The organism is Streptomyces sp. MB09-01, assembly GCF_033794505.1.
In the GTDB taxonomy this organism is placed as follows: domain Bacteria; phylum Actinomycetota; class Actinomycetes; order Streptomycetales; family Streptomycetaceae; genus Streptomyces.
Genome location: NZ_JARAYQ010000131.1, coordinates 1 through 22,949 on the forward strand (window position 1 = coordinate 1; position 22,949 = coordinate 22,949).

At 70.9% G+C, this 22,949-nt stretch carries 19 protein-coding genes and 1 pseudogene; 17 read left to right on the forward strand and 3 right to left on the reverse strand.

Annotated features, from left to right (window positions below; translation table 11 throughout):
* On the forward strand, positions 1-907 hold a 907-nt coding region (gene manB / locus PV721_RS25175), incomplete at its 5' end, for a phosphomannomutase/phosphoglucomutase (RefSeq protein WP_319727975.1).
* Positions 908-1,163: 256 nt separating this feature from the next.
* On the opposite strand, the gene PV721_RS25180 is transcribed toward manB, so the two are convergent.
* A complete protein-coding gene (locus PV721_RS25180; RefSeq protein ID WP_319727978.1) occupies positions 1,164-2,381 on the reverse strand; it encodes a transposase in 1,218 nt (405 codons plus the stop codon).
* A 311-nt stretch (positions 2,382-2,692) separates the two neighbouring features.
* Between PV721_RS25180 and PV721_RS25185 the strand changes: the two genes are divergently transcribed.
* The 11 genes from PV721_RS25185 (at position 2,693) to PV721_RS25235 (ending at position 15,781) form a co-directional block, all read left to right on the forward strand.
* Positions 2,693-3,328, forward strand: a complete 636-nt coding sequence (locus PV721_RS25185; protein WP_319727979.1) for a helix-turn-helix domain-containing protein — start codon at positions 2,693-2,695, stop codon at positions 3,326-3,328.
* Between the two features lie 57 nt (positions 3,329-3,385).
* A complete protein-coding gene (galU, locus tag PV721_RS25190; protein ID WP_319727981.1) occupies positions 3,386-4,291 on the forward strand; it encodes a UTP--glucose-1-phosphate uridylyltransferase GalU in 906 nt (301 codons plus the stop codon).
* A gap of 194 nt (positions 4,292-4,485) precedes the next feature.
* Positions 4,486-5,478 (forward strand): ParB/RepB/Spo0J family partition protein, encoded by a 993-nt coding sequence (locus PV721_RS25195; protein WP_319727983.1) that lies wholly within the window; start codon positions 4,486-4,488, stop codon positions 5,476-5,478.
* 69 nt (positions 5,479-5,547) lie between these two features.
* Entirely contained in the window at positions 5,548-6,984 is a 1,437-nt protein-coding gene (locus tag PV721_RS25200; RefSeq protein WP_319727985.1) for an MFS transporter, read from the forward strand.
* 107 nt (positions 6,985-7,091) lie between these two features.
* On the forward strand, positions 7,092-7,877 hold the full coding sequence (locus PV721_RS25205) for an SDR family oxidoreductase (RefSeq protein ID WP_319727987.1): 786 nt from the start codon (positions 7,092-7,094) through the stop codon (positions 7,875-7,877).
* An 8-nt stretch (positions 7,878-7,885) separates the two neighbouring features.
* Positions 7,886-9,220 (forward strand): MFS transporter, encoded by a 1,335-nt coding sequence (locus PV721_RS25210; protein ID WP_319727988.1) that lies wholly within the window; start codon positions 7,886-7,888, stop codon positions 9,218-9,220.
* Positions 9,221-9,226: 6 nt separating this feature from the next.
* Complete coding sequence (locus PV721_RS25215) at positions 9,227-10,912, forward strand: FAD-dependent oxidoreductase (protein ID WP_319727991.1); 1,686 nt, start codon at positions 9,227-9,229, stop codon at positions 10,910-10,912.
* A 287-nt stretch (positions 10,913-11,199) separates the two neighbouring features.
* A complete protein-coding gene (wecB, locus tag PV721_RS25220) occupies positions 11,200-12,396 on the forward strand; it encodes a non-hydrolyzing UDP-N-acetylglucosamine 2-epimerase (RefSeq protein WP_319727993.1) in 1,197 nt (398 codons plus the stop codon).
* A gap of 16 nt (positions 12,397-12,412) precedes the next feature.
* Complete coding sequence (locus PV721_RS25225; RefSeq protein WP_319727995.1) at positions 12,413-13,177, forward strand: hypothetical protein; 765 nt, start codon at positions 12,413-12,415, stop codon at positions 13,175-13,177.
* Positions 13,177-14,424 (forward strand): VCBS repeat-containing protein, encoded by a 1,248-nt coding sequence (locus PV721_RS25230; RefSeq protein ID WP_319727996.1) that lies wholly within the window; start codon positions 13,177-13,179, stop codon positions 14,422-14,424. Before PV721_RS25225 ends, PV721_RS25230 begins: the two co-directional genes overlap by 1 nt.
* Positions 14,425-14,566: 142 nt before the next feature.
* Positions 14,567-15,781: an acyltransferase gene (locus PV721_RS25235; protein WP_319727999.1), complete on the forward strand. Its 1,215-nt coding sequence runs from the start codon at positions 14,567-14,569 to the stop codon at positions 15,779-15,781.
* Positions 15,782-15,790: 9 nt separating this feature from the next.
* On the opposite strand, the gene PV721_RS25240 is transcribed toward PV721_RS25235, so the two are convergent.
* A complete protein-coding gene (locus PV721_RS25240; RefSeq protein WP_319728001.1) occupies positions 15,791-16,708 on the reverse strand; it encodes a helix-turn-helix transcriptional regulator in 918 nt (305 codons plus the stop codon).
* 166 nt (positions 16,709-16,874) lie between these two features.
* Between PV721_RS25240 and PV721_RS25245 the strand changes: the two genes are divergently transcribed.
* The 5 genes from PV721_RS25245 to PV721_RS25265 all read left to right on the forward strand — a co-directional run bounded on the left by PV721_RS25245 (position 16,875) and on the right by PV721_RS25265 (position 22,241).
* Complete coding sequence (locus PV721_RS25245) at positions 16,875-18,293, forward strand: MFS transporter (protein ID WP_319728003.1); 1,419 nt, start codon at positions 16,875-16,877, stop codon at positions 18,291-18,293.
* A gap of 72 nt (positions 18,294-18,365) precedes the next feature.
* The gene (locus PV721_RS25250; RefSeq protein ID WP_319728005.1) at positions 18,366-19,220 is read left to right on the forward strand and encodes an alpha/beta hydrolase; all 855 of its coding nucleotides are present in this window, start codon (positions 18,366-18,368) and stop codon (positions 19,218-19,220) included.
* Between the two features lie 83 nt (positions 19,221-19,303).
* Positions 19,304-19,822, forward strand: a complete 519-nt coding sequence (locus tag PV721_RS25255) for a hypothetical protein (protein ID WP_319728006.1) — start codon at positions 19,304-19,306, stop codon at positions 19,820-19,822.
* Between the two features lie 13 nt (positions 19,823-19,835).
* Complete coding sequence (locus tag PV721_RS25260; protein WP_319728008.1) at positions 19,836-20,804, forward strand: LLM class flavin-dependent oxidoreductase; 969 nt, start codon at positions 19,836-19,838, stop codon at positions 20,802-20,804.
* Positions 20,805-21,023: 219 nt separating this feature from the next.
* Entirely contained in the window at positions 21,024-22,241 is a 1,218-nt protein-coding gene (locus tag PV721_RS25265) for a glycosyltransferase (protein ID WP_319728009.1), read from the forward strand.
* 9 nt (positions 22,242-22,250) lie between these two features.
* Here PV721_RS25265 and PV721_RS25270 read toward each other — a convergent pair.
* Positions 22,251-22,949: pseudogene (locus PV721_RS25270) on the reverse strand (hypothetical protein); the annotation flags it as partial.

Sequence of the window (22,949 nt, forward strand, 5' to 3'; positions counted from 1 at the left end):
CAGCCTTCCGGGCTATTCGGCGCATCTGCGGGGTCTGGTGGACCTGGCGTCGGTCCGTCCGCTGAAGGTGGTGGTGGACGCGGGCAACGGCATGGGCGGTCATACGGTTCCGACCGTGTTCGAGGGTCTGCCGCTGGATCTGGTTCCGATGTACTTCGAGCTGGACGGCACGTTCCCCAACCACGAGGCCAATCCGTTGGATCCGAAGAACATCGTGGATCTGCAGGCGCGTGTGCTGGCGGAGGGCGCGGATCTGGGTATTGCGTTCGACGGTGATGCGGACCGTTGTTTCATCGTGGACGAGCGGGGCGTGGGTGTGTCCCCGTCGGCGATCACGGCGCTGGTGGCGGCGCGTGAGCTGGCCCGTAACGGTGGGGCGGGCACGGTGATCCACAATCTGATCACTTCGTGGTCGGTGCCGGAGGTGGTGCGGGAGAACGGTGGCACCCCGGTCCGTACGCGTGTCGGGCATTCCTTCATCAAGGAGGAGATGGCGAAGACGGGTGCGATCTTCGGTGGTGAGCACTCGGCGCACTACTACTTCAAGGATTTCTGGAACGCGGACACGGGCATGCTCGCGGCGCTGCACGTGCTGGCGGCTCTGGGTGGTCAGGACGGGCCGTTGTCGGCTCTGGTGGCCTCCTACGACCGGTATGCGGGTTCGGGTGAGATCAACTCGACGGTTGCGGACCAGGCGGCCCGGCTGGCGGCGGTGAAGGCGGCCTACGCGGGCGCGGAGGGCGTGGCGGTGGACGAGCTCGACGGTCTGACGGTGACGGGCGGCGACTGGTGGTTCAACGTGCGTGCCTCCAACACCGAGCCCCTGCTCCGCCTGAACGTGGAGGCCCGTGACGAGGCCACCCTGGCGAAGGTCCGCGACGAGGTCCTGGCCCTCATCCGCGCCTGATCGCATTCCGGCCCAGCCCGACTGCGCTCCGCGCAGCCAGGGCTGGGCCGGCGCCCCATCAGTGCTGCCAGCCTTTCGCCGTCACATCCAGCCCTTGCCCGGCACACTCCAACGGTGGCAGCGAAATCCAGCCTCGCCGGCGTTTGTGTGGGGGTCCCCCCGGACGAAATGGGGGAGGGCCCGGGCGGAGCCCGGTGTCCGACGGAGCCGGGTTCCCCACGGCGGAGCCCCCGGCAGGGGTCCGGCAGGGCCCGGCTCACGCGAGCCGCGCGTACTCCCGCCGCGCGCTCACCACAGGCGGCACCCCCCTGTACGCATACGCGGCTGACATCAAGGTCATGTGGTGGTGCCACCCGGGGAAGGACCGGCCCTCGAAGTCGAGCAGGCCGAACTCGTCCGCCAGCGTGTCGAGCGTCGCCGTGGCCCGGGCCGACTGCCGGGCCAGGTGGAGCAGGTCGTCCATCCGGTGCCGGCTCATGTTGGTGAGCCAGACAGGGCCGCCGCCCCGCTGCCCGGGTCCGGGTCGCCGTTCGCCGAACAGCCGGTACGTCTGGTGCACCCCCGGGGCACCTGCAGCCCCCGTTTCCCCTTCCGGTACACGGACCAGGGCCGAGTGGATGCGCAGCCGCTGCGGGCCCGCGCCGGGTCTGGTGAGCAGCGCGGTGTACGGGTGGCTTGTGTTCCCCAGGCGGGCCAAGTCGCCCGCAGTGGAGTCGCGTCCGGGCGTCCGGGCCGGGTCGCTGCCGTGGACCGTACCGGCGGCGCGGACGCCGAGGGTCGGGGGGACGGACACGAGGAAGTCGTGGCCCCGGCGGCCGAGCATGCCGATCACCGCGGCGGCGCTGCCGAGGCGGCTGATGTCCGCCACCAGGGGGACGCGTGCCGAGGAGGTGCGGGCGGCGACCCCGTCGGCGAGCTCCACCACGAGGGACTCGGGGCTCTGGTGTGCGGCCTCGGGGGAGATGCGTGCCCGGCGGCGCAGGACGGGATCCGCCGTCCAGGTCTCGGGAAGCACCAGCCGCCAGTCGACCGGCACGCTGACGCCGTCCAGCGACAGGAACAGGCCGAAGCCGAACTGGCAGTTGACCATGCGTCCGGCGGCCGGATCGAAGCGGCGGTGCACGCCGACCGAGTGCTCGCCGCGTTTGGGGAAGCACACCTGCCCGATCGTCCAGGCACGCACCGTGTGTCGTTCCTCCGCCCAGCGCAGCAGTTCGGCGCGGGCCGGCTCCCAGTCCCAGGGGCTCGCGTTGATGAACTGCTGCAGGGACTGGGAGGCGGTGGGCGATGCGGTGACGGACGCCGCGAGCCTGCGTACGGACTTCTTGCCCGGGGTCGTCAGCAGTCCCTGCAGGTAGACCCGGGCCCAACGGCGCTGGTCGGCGCGCGGTAAGTGGCCGAAGAGGCGTTCCGTGAACTCGGCGAGGTCGGTGTCACCGGCAACCAGGGCCCGGGTCCTCGTCTGTGCCGTCATCTGTCTCCCCCTTCACTACGGACGCCGGCGTGCGTCGTCGATGAGGTAAGAATACAGAACGTTCGTTTTTTTTCTAGCGAACGCATGGCGTCCACGGTGCGACTTCGGCAGGTTGGTGAGCGGGTCCGGCGGCGCCCGTCGCGGCGCGGTCACCGAGCGGCGGGACAGGGGTGCTTCTTCGTCAAGTCGCCGTTGTGCCGGGTCGGCGCCGGGGTGACGCTGGAGGTCGCCCGTCTCCGTGAAGGAGGCATGGGCGAGTCAGGAACGACCTGGATGGCAGTGATAGTGCAGTGGTAAAGCAAGAGCGCGCCGTGCGCACCCGTAATCATCTGATCTCGGTGGCCGCCGCTGAATTCGACCGCAACGGATATGACGGGACATCGCTTTCCCGGCTGAGCCGCTCCGCCGACATATCGATCGGAGCCGTCACCTTTCATTTCTCGGCGAAGGGGGAGCTGGCGTCGGCCGTGGAGAACGCCGGGCGGAGCGCCACCCGCAGAGTGGTCGAGGGTGTGACGGCCCGCGGGGGCCCGGCGCTGGACACCCTTTCGGCGCTCGTCCTCGCCCTGGGCCGCCTCGTCGAGACGGACGTGGCCGTACGCGCTGCCGCACGGCTGACCCAGGAGCGCGTCGGTGCCGGACCCGAGTGGTGCTGCTGCTGGCTTCCCGAGGTCAGGGAGTTGCTGGAGCGGGCCGCCGCGCAAGGGCAGCTGGACCCCGAGGTCGACCCGCGCCCGGTCGCCGTGCTGACGGCCCATCTGGTGGGGGGCGTCGTCGCGCGGGCGCGCCGCGGGCGGGGCGGGCGCCCCGGCGAGGGCGCCGGCGAGCTCGGAGAGCTGTGGTGGCTCGTCCGGCGGGGCATCGCGGCGACGCCGGCGGGGCGGCCGGCGCAGGGGCCGCCGGAAGGGCCGCCGGAGGGGCCGGCCGAAACCGAAATGCCTAAGTAGGCGTAAAGGCCCCGGAATTCGGGCCGGTTCGGCGCGATGCGGTCTAGCGTCAGCGGCATGAATTCCACAGCCCCTCAGATAACCAAGGCAGTGATCCCCGCCGCGGGACTCGGTACGCGATTCCTGCCGCTGACCAAGGCCACCCCGAAGGAAATGCTTCCGGTGGTCGACAAGCCGGCCATCCAGTACGTGGTGGAGGAGGCGGTCGCGGCGGGGATGTCCGACATCCTCATGGTCACCGGACGCAACAAGCGGCCGCTCGAGGACCACTTCGACCGCAACTACGAGCTGGAGGAGGCCCTCCAGCGCCGGGGTGATCAGGACAAACTCAACAGCGTCTGCGCCTCCACCGAGCTCGCCGACATCCACTACGTCCGCCAGCGCGACCCCAAGGGGCTCGGACACGCCGTTCTGTGCGCGGCCCCGCACGTCGGCCAGGAGCCGTTCGCGGTGCTCCTGGCCGACGACCTGATCGACCCGCGCGACCCTCTGCTGGCGCGGATGGCCGAGGTGCGCGCCCGGCTCGGCGGCAGCGTGGTGGCCCTCATGGAGGTGGATCCGGACGCGATCCATCAGTACGGATGCGCCGCGGTGGAGCAGTCGGCGGGCGGTGCCGGCGTACGCATCACCGAGCTGGTGGAGAAGCCGGAGCCGGGAACCGCCCCCAGCAACCTCGCGATCATCGGCCGCTACCTCCTCGACCCCGAGATCTTCGAGGTCCTGCGGAGTACGAGCCCCGGACGCGGCGGCGAGATCCAGCTGACGGACGCCCTGCGCACCCTGGTGCGCGCGGGGCGCCCCGTGCACGGGGTCGTCTTCTCCGGCCGGCGCTACGACACCGGGGACCGCGCCGAGTACCTGCGCGCGACGGTCCGGCTCGCCTGCGAGCGCGAGGATCTGGGGCCCGAATTCCTGTCCTGGCTCAGGGAGTTCGTGCGGTCCGAGCAGCTCGCAGGGGTGTGATCGACCGCCGGTGGGCGACCGGGGATCTTCCGCGGTCGCCCACCCCGCCGGACCGACGCCTTGCCAACTTGCCCAAATCTCAACGGGGTTCGGCTCCAGGATTGGTTACCGAACGGTAGTTACGTAATTTCTTCCCGGGGCCGACGAACAGCGCGGCGTCCGAAGTATCGAGTGCACGAAAGGAGGTGAACTTCATGGGCAAGCCGAACACGACGAAGACGGCGAACGCTGCGAACGCTGCGAACGCGGCGAACACCCCCGACGCCGCGTTCGAAGTGCCGGTCGGTGCGCTGCTCGCCGCGGATTCCCCCCGCACGGTCCACGTGAACGAGAGCCACGCACAGGACCTCGCGCACTCCGGGCGGGCGCTGCCGCCGCTGCTCGTGCACCGCCCGACCATGCGGATCATCGACGGGACGCACCGGTTGCGGGCCGCCGTGCTCCGCGGGCAGCACACGGTGGGAGTGACGTACTTCGACGGCAGCGCCGAGGACGCGTTCGTGCTCTCGGTCGAGGCCAACATCAGTCACGGGCTCCCCCTGACCCACGCCGAGCGGACCGCCGCGGCGATAAGGATCCTGCGGTCCCACCCGGACTGGTCCGACCGGGGCATCGCGCAGCGGACCGGGCTGGCGGCCAAGACCATCGGGGCGCTGCGCCGCCGCGAAGGGCCGGCGCCCGCGCCGCCCGGCCGCATCGGGCAGGACGGCCGCGTGCGGCCGGCCGATCCGGTCCGCGGCCGCGAGGTCGCGGCCCGGCTCCTCGCCGGCCGGCCTACGGCTTCCCTGCGGCAGATCGCACGGGAGGCGGGCATCGCGCCCTCGACCGTACGGGACGTACGCCGCCGGATCGGTGAGGGAGCGGATCCGGTGCCGGCCGTCCAGCGGCGCTCGGGCAACGGCCCGGGCCCGCCCCGGCTGCCGGACCGGCGCGGGGGGCAGCCACTGCCCTCGCTGGTCACCGGCCTCTGCAAGGACCCCCTGCTCAGGTTGAGCGAGGCGGGCAGGCTCCTGCTGCGCATGCTCGACCTCCAGGTGAGCGGGTTGCGCCAGTGGGAGCGGATCGTCGCCGCGGTACCCCCGTACCGCGCCGAGACCGCCGCCGCCGCGGCCGCCCAGTGCGCGCGCGGCTGGCAGGAGCTGTCCGAAGAACTACGGCGCCGGGCCTCGGCGCAGACCCCTGCCTGAGCCGGCTTCCCGGCCAGTACCGGCCCTCCGAGCCGAGGGCCTCCGTTGTGATGGAAAGGATGTATGGCGATGTCGGTTGTCGAGGGTGCGCGTGTTGGAGCGGGCGCGGGGGGTGGTGCTGAGGGACCGGCCCGTTTGGACGGGCGTTTGAAGTTGGTGTTGGTGGTGCTGCTGGTGGCGCAGTTCATGCTGGCGGTTGATTTCTCGATTCTGAACGTGGCTCTGCCGGTGATCGGTGACGGGCTCGGTTTCTCGTTGTCGAATCTGCAGTGGATCGCGACGTCGTTCGCGTTGTGTGCTGCGGGGTTCACGTTGTTGTTCGGGCGGGTCGCGGATCTGTTCGGGCGTCGTCGGTTGTTCCTGGTGGGTCTGGCGGTGCTGGGTCTGTCGTCGTTGGCGGGTGGTCTGGCGAACAGTCCGGAGATGCTGTTGGTGGCGCGTGTGTTCCAGGGTCTGGCCACGGCCGCGGTGACTCCGGCGGGCCTGTCGCTGCTGACGACTTCGTTCCCTGAGGGGCCGCTGCGGCAGAAGGCGCTGGGTCTGAATGGTGCGTTGATGTCGGCCGGCTTCACGACGGGCGCGATCTTGGGTGGTGTTCTCACGGATCTGCTGTCGTGGCGGTGGGCGTTCTTCATCAACGTGCCGGTGGCGCTTGCGGTGTTGTTCATCGCTCCTGTGGTGATCAAGGAGTCTCGTCCGTCGGTGCGTCCGAAGCTGGATCTTCCGGGTGCCACGGCGGTGACGTTGGGTCTGCTGGCGTTGATCTACGGGTTGACGCAGGCGGGTGAGCACGGTTGGGGTTCGGGTTCGGCGCTGGGTTGGCTGGTTGCCGGTGTGGTGCTGCTCATCGTGTTCTATGCGGTCGAGTCGAAGAGCGTGGCTCCGCTGGTGCCGGTGTCGGTGCTGAAGAAGAAGACGGTTGCGTGGGGCAATATCGCGGGGCTGATCGCGTTCCTGACGGAGACCAGCCTGGTCTTCCTGATGACCCTCTACCTTCAGGAAGTACTGGACTTCTCGCCGCTGACGGCGGGTCTGTCGTTCGGTGTGCTGGGTGTCGGCACGGTGATCGGTGGTTCGATCGCTCCTCGGGTGATCGGTGCGACGAGTACCCGCACGACGCTGATCGTCGGTGGTGTGCTGCAGGCGGTGGCGACGCTGAGTCTGATCGCTTTGGGTGAGACGTCTTCGTCGATGTGGCTGCTGTTGGTGGCGACGTTCGCGGGTGGTGTCGGCAACATGCTGGTGATCGTCGGTTTCATGGTGACGGCGACGACGGGTCTGCCGGATCACGAGCAGGGTATGGCGACGGGTCTGGCGACGATGACGCAGCAGATCGGTATCACGATGGGTACGCCGATCATGTCGGCGATCGCCGCGGCGAACACGGACATCCACGCGGGCATCACCACGGCGGTGATCGTGAACACCGCGATCGTGGTCCTCGGAACCCTCACCACCGCCCTCTTCCTCCGCAACAAGGCGGCGAAGGACCTCACCTCCGCCTGAGCCCCGCGGCTCAGGGTTCCCCCAGGAGGCGGCCCCGGCACCCCATCCCCCGCCGTGCCGGGGCCGCCTCCCCTTCTCCTCAAGGTCTCCTCTTCCCAAGGAACGTGATGGACCTCCGTATCGAAGACCGCGTGTACCTCGTCACCGGCGCGTCGTCCGGAATCGGCGCGGCGACCGTCCGCCTGCTGGCCGCCGAAGGCGCCACCGTCGTCGGCGTCGCCCGCAAGCCGTGGAACACCGAAGCCCTCGGCGAACGAGTCAGCACCGTCGCCGCCGACCTCACCGACCCCACCGCGGCCCGCCACGTGGCCGACACCGTGATCGAGCGCCACGGCCGGCTCGACGGCCTCGTCAACAACGCGGGCGCGCTGGAATCCCGTACCGGCTTCCTCGACGTGACCGACGAGCAGTGGAGGAGCACCTTCGACGTCAACTTCCACTCCGCGGTCCGCATGACCCGAGCGGCCCTGCCCGCGCTCCTGGAGACGGGAGCGGGCTCCCTCGTGCACATCGCCAGCGAGGCCGCCCGCTTCCCCGACCCGGGCATCGTCGACTACGCCGCCTCCAAGACGGCGCTGCTGTCCCTCTCCAAGTCCCTCGCCGCGGAGTTCGGCGTCCGCGGGGTGCGCTCCAACGTGGTCTCGCCGGGGCCCACCCGCACGGCGCTCTTCGACGCGCCCGGCGGCTTCGCCGAGCAGCTCGGAGAGCGGTTCGGCCTCCCGGCCGACGAGGCCGTCGAGCACTTCATCCGCGTGGTGCGCGCGCTGCCGAGCGGCCGCATCGGTACGCCCGACGACGTCGCGGGTGTCGTCGCGTACCTGCTGTCGCCCCTCGCACGCCAGGTCACCGGCGCCGAGTGGAGCGTCGACGGCGGCGCCCTGCGGCAGATCTGACCGGGCCGATGCGTGCTTCCCTCCTCGCCCTCGCCATCGGTGCCTTCGGCATCGGGACCACCGAGTTCGTCATCGTCGGCCTGCTCCCGGAGGTCGCCGACGACCTGTCCGTGTCCATCCCCTCCGCGGGCATGCTGGTCACCGGCTACGCCCTCGGCGTCGTGGTCGGCGCACCCCTGATGACCGCGGCCGGCGCCCGCCTGCCGCGCAAGACCATGCTCGTCGTGCTCATGACCATCTTCATCGCGGGCAACCTGCTCTGCGCGCTCGCCGGCGACTACACCGCCCTCATGGGCGGACGGCTGATCGCCGCCCTCACGCACGGGGCCTTCTTCGGGATCGGGTCCGTCGTCGCCGCCGACCTGGTGGCACCGGACCGGCGGGCCAGCGCCATCGCCCTGATGTTCACCGGGCTCACCCTGGCCAACGTACTCGGCGTACCGCTGGGCACCTTCCTGGGCCAGGAGTTCGGCTGGCGCTCCACCTTCTGGGCGGTCACCGGCATCGGGATCGTCGGCCTGCTGGGCCTCGTCACCCTGGTCCCGGCGCAGCCGGCGCCGGAGCGCGGGGCGCTGCGCGGCGAACTCGCGGTCTTCCGCAAGCCCCAGGTGTGGCTGGCGCTGACGACGACCGTGCTCGGCTTCGGCGGCGTCTTCGCCTCCTTCACCTATCTCGCGCCGGTGATGACGGAACTGGCCGGCTTCTCCGACGGCGCGGTGGCCTGGCTCCTCGTCCTCTTCGGCGTCGGACTCTGCGTGGGCAACGTGCTCGGCGGCCGGGCCGCCGACCGGGCCCTGATGCCCAGCCTGTACCTCATCCTGGGCGGCCTCTCCCTGGTGCTGGTGGTCTTCACCTTCACGTCGCAGGCCGCACTGCCCGCCGCGATCACCCTGGCCGCCTTCGGGGCGATCGGCTTCGCGACGGTGCCTCCGCTGCAGGCCCGCGTGATGCAGCAGGCCGCCGGGGCCCCGGCCCTCGCCTCCGCGGCGAACATCGCGGCCTTCAACCTCGGCAACGCCCTCGGGGCCTGGCTCGGCGGTCTCGCCGTCGCCCACGGCCTCGGATGGACCGCGCCGACCTGGATCGGCGCCGGTCTCGCCGCCGCCGGCCTGGGCACCGCGGCGCTCTCCGGCCGGCTCGACCGCCGACACCGCAGGGCGCGCCCGCTGCCGGCGGCAGAGCCCCCCGCCGAACCGCACCCCGTACAGCACCCGTCCGTACAGCACCCATCCGTACGGCAGCCCTCCGCTCAGCAGCACTCCGCACCTGAGCCGTCCGCACAGCACCCCTCCGCCGGTGCCGGGTACGGCACCCACTCCATCGTCGAAGAGAAGTCGAGGTAGACGCACATGAACGGTGTCGATCGCCGGACCATGCTCACCCGCAGCGCCGCCGTCGTCGGAGGCGCGGCGGTGGCCGGCGCGCTGGCCGGCCCCGCGGCCGCCGCCACGGCTCCCGCCGCCTCCGGTGCTCCCGGCGCGGCCGCCGGAGCCGGATCCGTCGTACGGCCGGGTGATCCCCGCTACGAGATGCTGACCACCGGCAACAACCAGCGCTTCGTGGCCCGTCCGGACTACATCAAGATGGTCCGCTCCACCGCGGACGCCGAACGCGCCCTGAGAGACGCGGTCCGCGCGGGCAAGCGGGTCTCGGTGCGCAGCGGCGGCCACTGCTTCGCCGACTTCGCCGCGCACCCCGACACCGAGGTCATCATCGACTTCTCGGAGATGACGCACGTCGGGTACGACCCGAAGTTCCGGGCGTTCGTCGTCGAGGCCGGCGCCCGTCTGATCAACGTGTACGAGGCCCTCTACAAGGGCTGGGGCGTCACCATCCCCGGCGGCATCTGCTACAGCGTCGGCGCGGGCGGCCACATAGCGGGCGGCGGCTACGGCCTGCTCTCGCGGGCCCACGGCCTGGTCGTCGACCACCTCTACGCCGTGGAGGTCGTGGTGACCGACGGGAAGGGCGGCGTACGCACGGTCGTGGCGACCCGGGAGGAGAAGGATCCGAACCGCGAGCTGTGGTGGGCGCACACCGGGGGCGGCGGCGGCAACTTCGGCCTGGTGACCCGCTACTGGTTCCGCTCCCCGGGCGCGAAGGGCTCCGAACCCTCCGAACAGCTCATCTCCCCGCCGTCGACGGTCCTGGTGAGCGCCGTCGACTTCCCCTGGGAGCAGCTGACGGAGGCGAAGTTCACCAGGCTGCTCAAGAACTTCGGCGCCTGGCACGCCGCGAACAGCGGGCCCGATTCCCCGTACCGCCACCTGTCCAGCCTGTTCAACGTCAGCTCCAAGGCGCACGGCAGCGTGGGCATGTTCACCCAGGTCGACGCGACGGTACCGAACGCGAGAAAACTCCTCGACGACTACCTGGCGGCCATCACGGCCGGCACCGGGGTCACCCCGCAGGCGCTGACCCGCGCCACCGGCGAACTGCCCGCCATGCCGCAGTTCGCGGAGCCCAGAACCCTGCCCTGGCTCCAGGCGACCCGACTGGTCGGCACCAACAACCCGACCATCACCGATCCGACCTCACGCGGCGCGCACAAGTCGGCGTACATGCGCAAGAACTTCACGGACCATCAGATCGCGCAGCTCTACCGGTACATGAGCCGGCCGGACTTCAAGAACCCGGACACCATGCTGGTGCTGTTCTCCTTCGGCGGTCAGGTCAACGCCGCGGCGCCCGACGCGACGGCCAACGCGCAGCGCTCGTCCATCTTCAAGATGTGCTTCCAGACCTTCTGGCAGGAGGAGAGCGAGGACGAGTTCTACCTGGGCTGGCTGCGCGGACTGTACGAGGACTTCTTCTCGGCGACCGGCGGCGTGCCCCTGATCGACGACAGCACCGACGGCTGCTACATCAACTACCCCGACCGTGACGTGACCGATCCGCGCCGCAACCGGTCCGGCGTGCCGTGGCAGACGCTCTACTACAAGGACAACTACCCGCGCCTGCAGCAGGTGAAGAGGCGGTACGACCCGTCCGACTTCTTCCGCCACTCCATGTCCATCAAGCCCGCCCGAGGCTGACGCTCCTCGCGTTCCCGCTGGTCAGAAGCCCCGCACTCCGGACTCCGGAGTGCGGGGCTTCTGTCGTTCCCGCTCAGCCGTTCGAGTGGCCGCGGGCGTTCGTTGACTCCCCGGCCGGCTCCGGGAAAGCTGTCTCTTGGCCGGAAGAGGGCAGCTGAAAAGCCCCTCGCAGCGAGATCCGATCCCCTGGCCACCACCCGTCGAACAGGTCTGCGGCACCGCCGTGCCGCGCCCTTCTGCGTCATGCCACGGCTCGATTCCCAACGCGTCAGAAAGAAGAGGAAGCCATGCGTTCCGTCGCCGTAGTCCTCGGCACCCGGCCGGAAGCCATCAAGTTCGCGCCCGTCATCCGCGCCCTCCAGGACGACCCGCGCTTCGAGCCCGTCGTGATCTCCACCGGGCAGCACCGCCAGATGCTGGACGAGACCCTCGACGCCTTCGGCCTCACCGCCGACGTCGACCTGAAAGTGATGGCCCCCAAGCAGACCCTCTCCCAGGTCACCTACCGGTCCCTGCGCGGCCTGGACGACTACTTCGCCACCGCCCCCGCCGACGCGGTCCTGGTCCACGGCGACACCGCCACCACCCTCACCGGGGCCCTGGCCGGATTCCACCAGCGGATCCCCGTCGTCCACGTCGAGGCCGGACTGCGCAGCGGCGTGCTCGGCTCGCCCTTCCCCGAAGAGGGCAACAGACGGCTCGTCGCCCAGGTCGCCGCCCTGCACCTCGCCCCCACCCCCGGCAACCTGGCGAACCTGCTGCGCGAGGGCATCGACGCCGACACGGTCACCGTCACCGGCAACACGGTCATCGACGCCCTGCGCTGGGCGTGCGGCCGGGCCGACAGCTACGGCGACCCGGGCCTGGCCGACCTCGACGTCGACCCGAGCCGGATCGTCCTGGCCTCCGCGCACCGCCGCGAGGCCTGGCCGCACCTGCCGCAGATCGGGCAGGCCCTGGCCCGCATCGCCGACGAGCCGGGCGTGCGCGTCGTCGTCCCGCTGCACCGCAATCCCGTGGTCCGCGAAGCGCTCCTCCCGCACATCGGCGGCCACCCGCACATCACCGTCGTCGACCCGCTGCCCTACCTCAGCTTCTGCAAGCTCATGGCCCGCGCCGACCTCATCGTCTCGGACAGCAGCGGCAGCCAGGAGGAGGGCCCCGCGCTCGGCAAGCCCACCCTGGTCCTCGGCGACGTGACCGAGCGGTCCGAGGCCATCGTCGCCGGCACCGCCCGCCTCGTCGGAACGGCCACCGAGGGCATCGTCGACCGCACCCTGGAGCTCCTGCGCGACCGGGCCGCGTACGAGCGGATGGCCAACGCCGCCAACCCGTACGGCGATGGGGAGGCCACCGCCCGCACGGTCGCCGCGCTCGCCCACTTCTTCGGCCTGGGGCCCGCCCCCGAGCCCTTCGTCCCCGACAGCGCCGCCGACGAGCTCAGCGTCGAGCTCGCCCGCACGGCCGCCTTCGCCCGCACCTGACCGAGAGGAAGCCCGCATGACCGCCACCCCGTCCGCCATCGAACGCCCGCTGAACTTCAGCACCCCGTACCTGAGGGCCGACCTCGTGCGCGACGCCGTGGACTACACCGTCGAAGGCCGCACCATCGTGGTCAACCCCGGCAACACCCCCGTGGTCGTCGCCGAGGACCTCCGCAAGGCCATCCCCCCGCTCTCCTCCACGGTGCTCGCCGACGCCCGCATCGAGAAGGCCGACGCACTGCTCCTGCTGCGCCCCGCCGAAGAGGGCGGCGAGGTGTCCGGCGTCGCCGAGGCGCCCGGCTGGGCCCACCTGGCCGACCTGCTCGGCCCCGACGGGGACTTCCCCCGCGAGACCCCGCTCTACCGGAGCCCCCAGGACGAGATCACCACGGTCGTCTTCGACCCGGCGCACGTGCTGGGGGAGCGCGAAACCGCGATGGTCCAGCGGGAGTTCACCGTCCGCGCCAACCTCTGGTTCGCGCCGGCCGGGACCAACTGCTTCATCCACAACCAGCACGACTTCATCGAGGTCCACACCCAGGTGCACGGCCTCGGCCGGATGCAGCGGTTCCGCAACCACGACCAGGCCTCCCTCTACCAGGACGTCCTGATGAGCCCCGGCTACACCACCCAGGACCCCTTCTGCGCCACCGGCCCGCAGTGCACGTACCACTACCCCTTCCACCAGTACAAGGCCGACACCGACTGCATCTGGCTCGCCATCGAGTACCACCCCGTCCCCCGCGCCGTCCGCCTCGCACGCTCCCAGGAGAACCACTGATGACCACCACGGGCAAGAACAACGAGACCGTCCTGCGCGCCCCGAAGTTCACCGCCGAGGTCGTCGCCGACCAGCTCCGCGACGGCTACTGGCTGGAGGCGCCCGACATCGACGGCGACGGCAAGCCCGACCTGTTCGGCTACGGGCTGCGCCTCGGCGAGATCTACTGGTACGCCAACGACGGCGACTGGACCCGCCGGCTGATAGCCGACCGGATCAAGATGCCCGTGGGCGCCGACTTCGCCGACGTCAGCGGCAACGGCCACCCCGACGTCATCGTCTGCTACGACCTCTACGGCCCGATCGGCACGATCCACGACGCCAACACCGAGGGCGGCAAGATCGACTGGCTGGAGAACCCGGGCACCCCCGACAAGGACGAGTCGCGCTGGAAGCGGCACTACGTCGGCCGCGCCACCGGCATGCACCGCCTGCGCGCCGGCCACTTCACCCGCACCGACCGGCTCCAGATCATCGGGCTGCCGATCGTCGCCAAGGAAGACGTCCACGCCGTCCTGCCGGTCGTGCTCTTCACCCAGCCCGACGACGTGCACACGGCCGAGGAGTGGCCGATGACCGTCATCGACGACAGCCACTTCCGGATGATCCACGGCGCCGAGAAGAAGCAGGGCCTGATCCCCGGCTCCGAGCTCGAATCCCTCCTCCTGGCCTCCGACGAAGGCGTCACCTGGCTCCACTACGACGAGACCCGCCAGGAGTGGATCCGCGAGCTCATCGGCACGGGCGAGCTCACGCAGTTCGAGCAGACCGGCTTCCGCGGCAGCGGCGACCTCAACGCGGGCCGCCTCGGCGACGACCCGATGGCCTACGTCGCCGCCATCGAGCCCTTCCACGGCAACACCGTGGCCGTCTACACCAAGGCCGCGGACGGCGAGGGCTGGAACCGCGTCCTGCTGGACGTGTACGGAGACCCCAACGAGAACGGCGAGGGCCCCGGCCACCAGATCGTCTGCGCCGACTTCGACGGCGACGGGGACGAGGAGTTCCTCGTCGCGCTGCGCGGTCCGTGGCCGTGGCAGGGCGTCATGTACTACAAGGCGATCGACGCGGCCAACGGCGTCTGGGCCAAGTGGCGCGTCTCCGAGGAGTCCGTCGCCCGCATCGCCACGGCCGACTTCAACGGGGACGGCCGCCTGGACTTCGCCACCATCGCCTACTCCGTCCAGAACTACTACGTGGCCAAGGACGCCAAGCTCATGGTCTACCGCAACCAGATCGAGCAGTAGCCCCAGGTCCACCGGGCAGTCCCGTACGCCCCTTCGCGCCACCGGGACCGTGCACATCGCGCTCACCGTGCACATCGCGCACGACGCAGCACGGTCCCGGCGGCCGTCCCCGACGACCCCTCTTCCGAAAGAGCGATTCCCTGTGGCCACCTCGATGCCCTCCGAAGCCGCGAAGCGGGCGAAGCTGCCCTCCCTCACCGGCCTGCGGTTCTTCGCCGCACTCCTCGTCTTCCTCTTCCACTCGTCCCTGACGGACTCCCCGATCCCGCCGAACGCCCCGATCAACCCCTTCGCCGACGCCACGATCGCCGACGGGTTCTCCACGGCCTTCAGCAAGGCCGGCTACCTCGGCGTCTCCTTCTTCTTCGTCCTCTCCGGCTTCGTGCTGGCCTGGGCCTCCCGGCCCGGCGAACGCGTCACCGCCTTCCTGCGCCGAAGACTCCTGAAGATCTTCCCCAACCACATCGTCGTCTTCGCCGCCGCGATGTTCCTGTTCGCCGGCGCCGCGGTCACCAGCGTGGCCGACTGGCTGCCGAACCTGCTCCTGATCCACACCTGGTTCCCGCAGGCCAGCGTCAACCTGAGCGTGAACCCGCCGAGCTGGTCGCTGGGCAGCGAGCTGCTCTTCTACGTGCTCTTCCCGCTGCTGATCGTCCCGATCCGGGGGATCAGGGGCGCGGCCCTGTGGGTGTGGAGCGGCCTCATGATCGTCGGCATGGTCGCCGTGCAGCTGGTCTCGACCTACGTCGTCCCCGACACCCCGAAGTCGGCCATCACCCCCGTCTCCGACCTGCAGTTCTGGTTCGGATACCTGCTGCCCGTCGGCCGCGTCTTCGAGTTCGCCCTCGGCATCCTGCTCGCCCGCGTCGTCCTCGCCGGCCTGTGGCCGCGCCGCGTAGGCTTCGGCGTCTCCCTGGCCCTGACCGTGCTCGGCTACGCCGCCGCCCTCGTCGCACCCTTCCAGTACGGCTTCGTCGTCGCCACCGTCATCCCGGTCGCCGCGCTCATCGGTGCGACCGCCAGCGCCGACGTGGAGGGTCGCGCCACCTTCCTGCGCAGCCGGCCCATGGTGTGGCTCGGCGAGGTGTCCTTCGGGTTCTACCTCGTCCAGGGCGTCACGATCTTCTACCTCCGCTCGCTGCTGGGTGAGAACACCTACAGCGTTCCGGTCGCCCTCCTGGTCATCGCCGGCTTCTTCGCCGCGTCGCTGCTGGGCGGCTGGCTCCTCTTCCGCTTCGTCGAGATGCCCGCCATGCGCCGCTTCGGCCGCGCCAGGCCCCGTACGCAGCCCGCCCCGGCCCCGGCCCTCGAGCCTTCCGGGGACCGGACCCCGGTCACCGCGGCGGCCCGGGACTGACCCGCCGCCCTACCGCTCCCCGCCCGTGTCGGCATCCGCCGACGCGGGCTTCGGCGTTCCCCGGCCCGGGGCGGTGGAACCGGCCGTCAGGCTCGACAGCATGCACAGGGCCGCGTCGGACGGGGAGGACTCGGGGGCGCTGTAGAGCAGCATCCGGTGGTTGGTGCCGTCGGTGAGGTGCAGATTCTCGAAATCGAGGGTCAGCGGGCCCACGACCGGGTGGTGCAGGGTCTTGGTGCCGACGGTGCAGTCCCGTACGGGGTGCTTGGACCACAGCGAGGCGAAGTCGGGGCTCTGCAGCATGAGCGACCCGATGAGCTCGGCGAGCGCGCGGTCCTCGGGATTGCGCCCGGCGACCAGGCGGAGCGCCGCCAGGGCGACCCGTGCCTCGCCCTTCCAGTCCGTGTAGAGCTCCCGGGTGTGCGGATCGAGGAACAGCATCCGCGTGAGGTTGGGGCGTACGGCCGGGTCCCCGGGGCTCGTGAAGTCGAGGTGCCCGGCGAGCAGGGCATGGCCCAGCGGATTCCAGGCGAGCACGTTGTTGCGGCCGTCCAGGACGACGGCGGGCACCTGCGGCATCGCGCCGATCAGCCGGCGGGTGGTGTCCCGGGCGTACTCGGGACGGGGCGACTGGGCTCGCTTGGCACGTGGCGGGCGGGCGAGGTTGAGCAGGTGCGCGTGCTCGTCCGGAGACAGGCGCAGGGCGCGGGCCAGAGCGTCGAGAACGCTGTCCGAGGCGTTCGTGCTCTGCCCCTGCTCCAGGTGCGTGTAGTACGTGATGCTCACGCCGGCCAGCAGGGCGAGCTCCTCGCGCCGCAGCCCCGGTACGCGCCGGCGGGTGCCGTGCGAGGGGAGACCGACGTCCTCGGGCTGGAGCTGGGCGCGACGGGTGCGGAGGAATTCGCCCAGGGCTGTGGGTGTGTCCATGCGTTCCAGTGTGCCGGGGGAGGGCGCCGAACGCTGCCCGTGAAGGTGGCCCTGGCAGGGCTAGCTTGCCCGGCGCCAGCACAACCAGGGGGCTGGGTAACCCTCTCCGACCGGTCCAGAGTCGATCACGCAACAGCTCGTTGCGTGATCGAGAGGAAGTGTCGCGATGTCGGTTGTCGAGGGCGCACGTGTTGATACGGATACGGAGGAGGCGCCGGCCCGTTTGGACGGGCGTTTGAAGTTGGTGTTGGTGGTGCTGCTGGTGGCGCAGTTCATGCTGGCGGTTGATTTCTCGATTCTGAACGTGGCTCTGCCGGTGATCGGTGACGGGCTCGGTTTCTCGTTGTCGAATCTGCAGTGGATCGCGACGTCGTTCGCGTTGTGTGCTGCGGGGTTCACGTTGTTGTTCGGGCGGGTCGCGGATCTGTTCGGGCGTCGTCGGTTGTTCCTGGTGGGTCTGGCGGTGCTGGGTCTGTCGTCGTTGGCGGGTGGTCTGGCGAACAGTCCGGAGATGCTGTTGGTGGCGCGTGTGTTCCAGGGTCTGGCCACGGCCGCGGTGACTCCGGCGGGCCTGTCGCTGCTGACGACTTCGTTCCCTGAGGGGCCGCTGCGGCAGAAGGCGCTGGGTCTGAATGGTGCGTTGATGTCGGCCGGCTTCACGACGGGCGCGATCTTGGGTGGTGTTCTCACGGATCTGCTGTCGTGGCGGTGGGCGTTCTTCATCAACGTGCCGGTGGCGCTTGCGGTGTTGTTCATCGCTCCTGTGGTGATCAAGGAGTCTCGTCCGTCGGTGCGTCCGAAGCTGGATCTTCCGGGTGCCACGGCGGTGACGTTGGGTCTGCTGGCGTTGATCTACGGGTTGACGCAGGCGGGTGAGCACGGTTGGGGTTCGGGTTCGGCGCTGGGTTGGCTGGTTGCCGGTGTGGTGCTGCTCATCGTGTTCTATGCGGTCGAGTCGAAGAGCGTGGCTCCGCTGGTGCCGGTGTCGGTGCTGAAGAAGAAGACGGTTGCGTGGGGCAATATCGCGGGGCTGATCGCGTTCCTGACGGAGACCAGCCTGGTCTTCCTGATGACCCTCTACCTTCAGGAAGTACTGGACTTCTCGCCGCTGACGGCGGGTCTGTCGTTCGGTGTGCTGGGTGTCGGCACGGTGATCGGTGGTTCGATCGCTCCTCGGGTGATCGGTGCGACGAGTACCCGCACGACGCTGATCGTCGGTGGTGTGCTGCAGGCGGTGGCGACGCTGAGTCTGATCGCTTTGGGTGAGACGTCTTCGTCGATGTGGCTGCTGTTGGTGGCGACGTTCGCGGGTGGTGTCGGCAACATGCTGGTGATCGTCGGTTTCATGGTGACGGCGACGACGGGTCTGCCGGATCACGAGCAGGGTATGGCGACGGGTCTGGCGACGATGACGCAGCAGATCGGTATCACGATGGGTACGCCGATCATGTCGGCGATCGCCGCGGCGAACACGGACATCCACGCGGGCATCACCACGGCGGTGATCGTGAACACCGCGATCGTGGTCCTCGGGACCCTCACCACCGCCCTCTTCCTCCGCAACAAGCAGCAGCCCGGCAACTAAGGCAACTCCGCCTTGTGACAGCCCTGCCGTGGCAGCGAACGTTGGCCTCAGGCACGGAGGGAAGGAACCCCGATGGCAACATCCACCCACTCGGCCGCCGGAAACAGCCGTGTCACGGTCCGCTGGGAGCAGGCGCAGATCCCCTCCCCGTCCGGCCCGGTCCCCGCCCGGGTGTACCGGCCGGGGACGTCAGCCCCGCAGGGCTGGCTGGTGTGGGCCCACGGCGGCAGCTGGCGCGCCGGATCCGCCCAGGACTGGCACGGCGCCACCGTCGAACTCGCCCAGTCCTCCGGCTTCGCCGTCGTGAGCGTCGACTACCGGCTGGCCCCCGACGTACGCCACCCGGCCATGGTCGAGGACGTCCTGTCGGCGCTCGACTGGGTCCGGGAGCGGGCCGGGGGAAGCGCCCCCGTCGCCGTCGGCGGAGACAGCGCGGGAGCCACCCTGGCCGCCTGCGCCGCGCTCGCCTGCCGCGACCGCGCCCTTCCCCTGGCCGCCCAGATCCTCGCGTATCCGCCGCTGGACCCCGGCTGCACCGCCGCCTCCTACCACCGCTTCCCCGACATGTTCCCCACGGCTTCCTACCTGATGGCGGCCTGGCAGGACTACCGGCAGCCGGGCCGGCCCGCAGCCGCGGACGGCACGCGCCTCTACAGCACCCCCTTCGAAGCCTCCGACCTGCGCGGAGTCGCACCGGCCGTCATGGCCACCGGCGACCTCGACCCCGTCGGGGACGACGTCCACCGCTACGGGAGCCTGCTGCGGGCGGCCGGAGTGGAGGTGGCCCTGCGGGAGTTCCGGCAGACCAGCCACGGGGCCTTCCTGCAGCCCGGCCGCGCCACCGGCGGGCACACGACGGTGTCCCTGCGCGGCTGGCTGGGACTGGCCCTGCACCTGCTCGTCTCACCGGACGCCGCCGGAGCCTGAGGCCGCTCCCGCGTCCTTCCTCCCCCTCCGCTTCTTCCCTCCCTCCCCAGCGCATCCCGTCCTTCACCTCCCAAGGAGCTGACATGACCCCCGACGTCCCCAACCTCGACGCCCTGCTCCGGCACTTCGCCGACCTGCGCGACGGCATCCACGGCGGCGCCGTGACCCGCCCGGACAAGGAGGAGCACTTCCGCACCGCCGCGCGACTCCTGGACCCGTACGCCCGCCAGGCACTCGGCGAGCTCAATGACGAACTGCTCCTCGGGCAGGGCGTGGTGGACGCCGGCGGGGTCCAACGGGCCGACGACGGGAGCCTCTTCCACGCCTGGACCCTGTGGTGGGACGAGCAGTCGGCCGCCGACATCCCGCCGGTGACCCTCTACGCGCACTACGGCGCCTCCTTCCACCACCCGCACCTGCGCGGGGCGACGGTCTCCGAATGGCCGCTGAACGTCTTCGACGACGCGCAGGCCGCGGCCGAACTGCCCACCCTGCGTGCCATCGCCGCCGCCGACCTCCACAACCTGGTCTTCGAACGGGACTTCAGGATCGTGCCCGCGACCATGGCGGGGGCCACCGGTGTCCCCGCCCACCAGCACTGAAAGGCCAACCCTCATGACGAACCTGCGACTGTCCGTGCTGGACCAGACCCCGGTCGGCGAGGACCACACCCCGGACCAGGCGCTGCGCGCCTCCGTGGACCTGGCCCGCGTCGCGGAGGACCTCGGCTACACCCGGTACTGGGCCGCCGAACACCACGGCTCCCCGGGCTTCGCGAGCAGCGCGCCCGAGATCCTCGCGGGGGCGCTGCTCGCCCACACCTCGCGGATGCGGATCGGGACGGGCGGCGTGCTGCTGCCCCGCTACGAACCGGCGAAGGTCGCCGAGGTCTTCGGAGTGCTGGCCTCCCTCTACCCCGGGCGGGTCGACCTGGGGATCGGCCGGGCGGGCGGGCCGGCACGCGACTTCCCGCAGCGGCTGGCGGAGCTCCGGGTGCTGCTGGGCGAGGGCGGAGTCGTACCGCACGCACCGGTCCCGCCGCAGATGTGGCTGCTGGGCGCGGGGCGCGAGTCGGCGCGGCTGGCCGGCCTGCTGGGGACCGAGTTCGCCTTCGGGCACTTCTTCTCCCCGGCCGGCGGCCGGGAGGCGTTCGAGGACTACCGCGCCGAGTACCGGGCGGCCACCGGCCGCCGGGCGGGCGGTGCGCTGGCGGTGCGCGTGGTGACCGCGGACAGCGCCGGCCGCGCCGAGGAACTGGCCCAGAGCCTGCTGCTGTGGCGCGCCCGCAAGGACCTCGGCACGGACGCCCCGCTGCCGTCGTACGAGACCACGCGCCGCCACCGGTGGACGGGCGCCGAGCTGGAGCGGGCCAAGGTGCACCGCACGGCCCTCGTCTCCGGGGCACCCGAGCAGGTGTACGCCGTGCTGACGGCACTCGCCGGGACCCACGGAGTGGACGAGCTCGTCGTCAACACCCTGACGTCCGACCCGTCCGACCGGCAGCGCTCGTACGAACTGCTGGCCGAGGCCTTCGCCCTTCCGGCATCCCGCCCGACGGCCACGGCGGGAGCGTCCCGCCCGTAGGGGACCAGGCGGATCGGCCGGATCCGCCCGCTGGGGATCCTGAGCGTGGTGTCCCCGCTCGCCGGGTACGAGCGGCACCGCAGACGAAGAGAGGCAAGGAGAGTGATCACCTCCTTGCCGCTCTCAACATATAGCGCACCGGGGGGGCTTGCCACAAGATCCCGTTCGTGCCGCAGAATCGCCAACCGTAGCCAGAAACTGCGGAATTGGGAGTACGGAATGCGCGTATTGCTGTCGGCCTATGATTCGCGTGGCGGCGTCGAGCCGCTGGTGGGTCTCGCGGTGCGGTTGCAGGAACTCGGCGCGGAGGTCCGGGTGTGCGCGCCGCCGGACGAGGAGTTCGCGAAGCGGCTGGCCGCGGTCGGCGTGGAGATGGTGCCGACGGGACGGTCCGTGCGCGCCTTGGTGACCGGGAAGACGCCGCCCTCGCCCGGGGGCGTGCCCCGGCGGGCGGCCGAGCTGGTCACCGCGTTCTACGACAACGTCAGCGAGGCGGCCGAGGGGTGCGACGTGCTGGTGGCGACCGGCCTCGTGCCGGCCGTGGCGGGTGTGAAGGCCGTCGCCGAGAAGCTCGGAATCCGCTACGTGTACGCGAGTTACCAGCCGGTCAGCCTGCCGTCGCCGCACCACCCGCCGATGCCGCGGCCGGGCCGGCCGCTCCAGGCGGACGTGACCGACAACCGGGAGCTGTGGGACCGGGACGTCCAGGACGCACAGGCGGTGTTCGGCGAGGCGGTCAACACCCATCGGGCGTCGATCGGCCTGCCGCCGGTGGACAACGTCCGCGACCACGTCTTCACCGACCGCCCGTGGCTGGCCGCGGACCCGGTCCTGGCCCCGTGGCAGCGGCCGACCGACCTCGACGTCGTGCAGACCGGGGCGTGGGTCCTGCCGGACGAACGCCCGCTCCCCGCCGACCTGACGGCCTTCCTGGACGCCGGTACGCCGCCCGTGTACGTGGGCTTCGGCAGCATTCCGATGCGCGATCCGCAGGACGTCGCCCGGGCGACCATCGAGGCGATCCGCGCGCAGGGCCGCCGCGCGGTCCTCTCCCGCGGCTGGGCCGACCTGGCCCTCATCGACGACGAGGACGACTGTTTCGTCGTCGGCGAGGTCAACCATCAGGCACTGTTCCGGCGGGCCGCCGCCGTCGTCCACCACGGCGGCGCGGGCACGACGACGACGGCCACCTGGGCCGGCGTGCCCCAGGTGGTGGTACCGCAGGGGGCGGACCAGCCGTACTTCGCGGGCCGGGTGGCCGAGCTGGGCATCGGCGCGGCCCACGACGGTCCGACTCCGGCCGTCGCATCCCTGTCGGCCGCCCTCGAGACGGCCCTGACGCCCGGAACCCGCGCACGGGCGACCGCCGTGGCCGCCGCGTTCCGCACCGACGGGGCGGCGGTGGCCGCGAAGCTGCTGCTCGACGCGGCCGGCTGAGCCGTCGGGTCAGGGCTGGCGCTTCCAGAGCGTCACTTCGGTGAGGTACGTCGGGACGGTGTACTGCTTGCTCGTCGACGGTTCGATCGAGACGATCTTGACCATGGCCAGGTTGCCCTTGGACGTGACCGTGCACAGCAGGTCGCCCTGGACGATGGCGCTGTCCGCGCCGGAGAGGTCCGAGCTCGGCAGCCTGTCGGGGATCGGGTTGGTGGCCGCCCCGGTCTCGCACTGTTCGGGGGTGGCACCCTTGCTCTTCCCGAACGGGGTGCTGCTCTTGACGTCCTCGAAGCCGATCGCCAGCTCCTTGTCCTTCCAGCCGATGTCCCCTGCCACCTTGGGGAAGTCCAGGTCGACGTCGTAGACCTTGCCGAACTCCCGGCCCGCCAGCATCTTCAGGGGCTTGTCCTTGAAGACCGCGGTGTAGGCCGGGGCGGAGGACCGGGGCGCGGCCGGAGAGCCGCTGGACTGTGCCGCCGGGGCCGCGTCCTTCGGCTGGTCCGCCGTCTTCTGCCGGCCGTCGCTCGCGGTCGTCTTGCCGTCGTCGCCGTCCTCGCGGGTGAGGTACCAGCCGCCGCCCGCGACCAGCGCCACCGCCAGGACGCCGGCGCCGACGATGAGCGGCACGCGGCCACGGCCCGTCGCGGCCGGGGCCGCGGAGGCGGGGGCCGCCGGGCCGGCGGACGCGGGCGCGGCGTAGGCGGGGGC